At 65.4% G+C, this 2,273-nt stretch carries 3 protein-coding genes; all 3 read left to right on the top strand.

Features of this window, described 5'->3' with window-relative positions; all coding sequences use genetic code 11:
- On the top strand, positions 1–360 hold a 360-nt coding region (locus tag ACRDUX_RS38485), incomplete at its 5' end, for a hypothetical protein (protein ID WP_526422419.1).
- Positions 347–1,273 (top strand): hypothetical protein, encoded by a 927-nt coding sequence (locus tag ACRDUX_RS38480; RefSeq protein ID WP_526422418.1) that lies wholly within the window; start codon positions 347–349, stop codon positions 1,271–1,273. The genes ACRDUX_RS38485 and ACRDUX_RS38480, both read left to right, overlap by 14 nt.
- A 161-nt stretch (positions 1,274–1,434) precedes the next feature.
- On the top strand, positions 1,435–2,238 hold the full coding sequence (locus ACRDUX_RS38475) for a type VII secretion target (RefSeq protein ID WP_526422416.1): 804 nt from the start codon (positions 1,435–1,437) through the stop codon (positions 2,236–2,238).
- The last annotated feature ends 35 nt before the right edge of the window (positions 2,239–2,273 follow it).

Raw genomic sequence — 2,273 nt, 5'->3', positions numbered from 1 at the left:
GTCCCAGTCGCAGGTGACGCCTTGACGATCAACTCGACTCTGATGAAGGAGGCAATCCTTGGACCCCCGCCAGGTTCCTTCGAGGCTGGACACACTCCGATCGAAGGCTCACTGGCGATGAAGTCCGCATTGGCTTCGACGTTCATGGCGCACAACATCGGCGACCCCGGGGACCTCGCGATCTTGAGGGGACACGACGACGACGGTGATGGACAACTCGACATCCCTCAACCGGGACCGTACGGCGATCAGCGGCCGAATTATCAGGAAGATCTTGATGCCTACTACAACCGCCTCGGCGGTGTGGTGAGCAACCCACTCAACGACTACGACAAGGCATATCGAGATGTCCTCAAGTAGCGGCCGACTGGCTGTCGGTGGACTGCTGGCAGTAGTGGCGTTGCTGTTCACCTCGGCGTGCGAGAACAATCCCGCACCGTCACCGGCGACCACCTCGACGGCCACCCTCCCCGCTCGGCAGTTCCCCAACTGGCCGCCCGTAGCCAACGAGTTCCGGTTCCAATGGTCTGCTGCCCCGGGAATCGACTTGGCAGCCGGCCCCGCCGTGACGCTGCGGGCCTACGTTGAGTCCTATCGCCTCTCCGGATTCGCAGGGGGCGATCAATCGGTCGTATATCCCGGTTTCATCCGTGCCACGCCGGAGAGCACTGGGCCGCTGACGGAGTCCGGCAGCTTGCTGCAGCTCAGGAACGTACGGCCGCGCACCCGCGCTGACCTGGAAGCCGAAGGGTGGACCTATGCCGAACGCCAGGTCTACGGCTACCAGCCGACCCACATCCTGAACCTTCAACCGCAAGGAGACGGCTACCGAGCGACGGTGTGTCTTGGCCTCTACTCGGTATACCGGACGGCCGACAACGACCCCCGAAAGTACTTTTCGACGATCGCCGACCCCGACACCGGGAAGTTTGGCTACGCAGGTACGCAGCTCGTCGAAATCTGGCGCGTGGAACTGACGGATCGCGATCCACGGGTGGCGAATGCTCCAGCGTCACCTACTATCCCGCAGATTGGGCCCCTACCCGCGCCAACAGAAGACGTGTTCGGCCATTGGTTCATTACCGGCAGGTCCTCAGGCCTGTGGGGGCCACTAGGCCAGGACGAAAACATCGACACCCCTGAGGTGCGTCAGCAATGCGAGGACGCCATGCCCGACGACGCAGCGGCGCGAATGGCTATGGCCACCGGGTTTCACACCCAACCGCCGCCGCACGGAAACCCGATCCCCGGCTGGCCGGTTCAGGCCAAGTAACTCGGGAACGCACAACCGCGATGCCCGAGCTCGAACAAGGCGGCAGATGTTCGGAAGTCGCGTCTGAAATCTCTGCCAACCCAGCTCGTCGATCGGCAATAGAATCGTCATGAGTTGCCAAGCAACTCAACCGTTCCAATTCCACCAAACGGAGAATCAAAATGGGCCAACCGTTGTCCGTGGACCCCGGCGGCGTGAAGTCCCTGGGGCAGATCCACGACCAGGTATCGGCCGCGGTGTCGCAACTCGGGGGGCTCTCACCCACCTCCGGTGACGCAGAGGCCGCCTACGGGACCATCTCCTCGGCCTTCACTTCGGCACTGGGTCAGGCACTCCCGAGCCGGGACGGCACGTTCGCCGCCACCTCGACGTCCAGCGAGACCATCGGCAAACTGCTCCATGCTGCCGCCCAAGCGTACGAAGAGGGCGACCAGGCGAATGCCGAGAAACTCAAGGCCGCGGCGGACGCGCTGGCGGGTTCGAGCGGCACGAGTGGGACCGGTGGAGTGGGTTCACAGGCCAGCGCAGCTGGAGCGGCCGGCACGGGGGCGGCGGGCGGTGGCGGTGCCGAGATGGCGGGCCAGATGGCCAGCCAGGTCGGTCAGCAGGTCGGCCAGATAGCGCAGGGCATGGCCCAGTCGGTGCAGGGACTCGCGCAGGGCCTCACTCAGCTGCCCCAGCAGATCATGCAGGGCGTCCAGAGCATCGTCGAGTCGGCCACCAAGGGCGGCGTGGGATCCGACGAGGCAAAGGACGACGAAGCCAAGCCCGACGAGGAGAAGGACAAGGACGGCAAGCCGGACGAGAAACGGGCCGAGGAGCAGCGCAGCCGGCAGACACCGCCCACCCGCACCGAGGGCGCCCAGCCCGGCCGGGCGACCGAGGGCGGTCCGGCTCCCGTGCCGCCGCCCGCCGCGGAGCGCCCCCAACCCGCGCAGACCCGCCCGCAGCAGTCACCGCTCTAAGCGATTTCTGAATAGTGCGGCAGGTCGGTCGGTTC

It is taken from the genome of Mycobacterium sp., from assembly GCF_050701675.1.
Taxonomy (GTDB): Bacteria; Actinomycetota; Actinomycetes; order Mycobacteriales; family Mycobacteriaceae; genus Mycobacterium.
The sequence above is the reverse complement of the archived record's forward strand: the minus strand, read 5'-3'. Positions and strand labels throughout refer to the sequence as shown.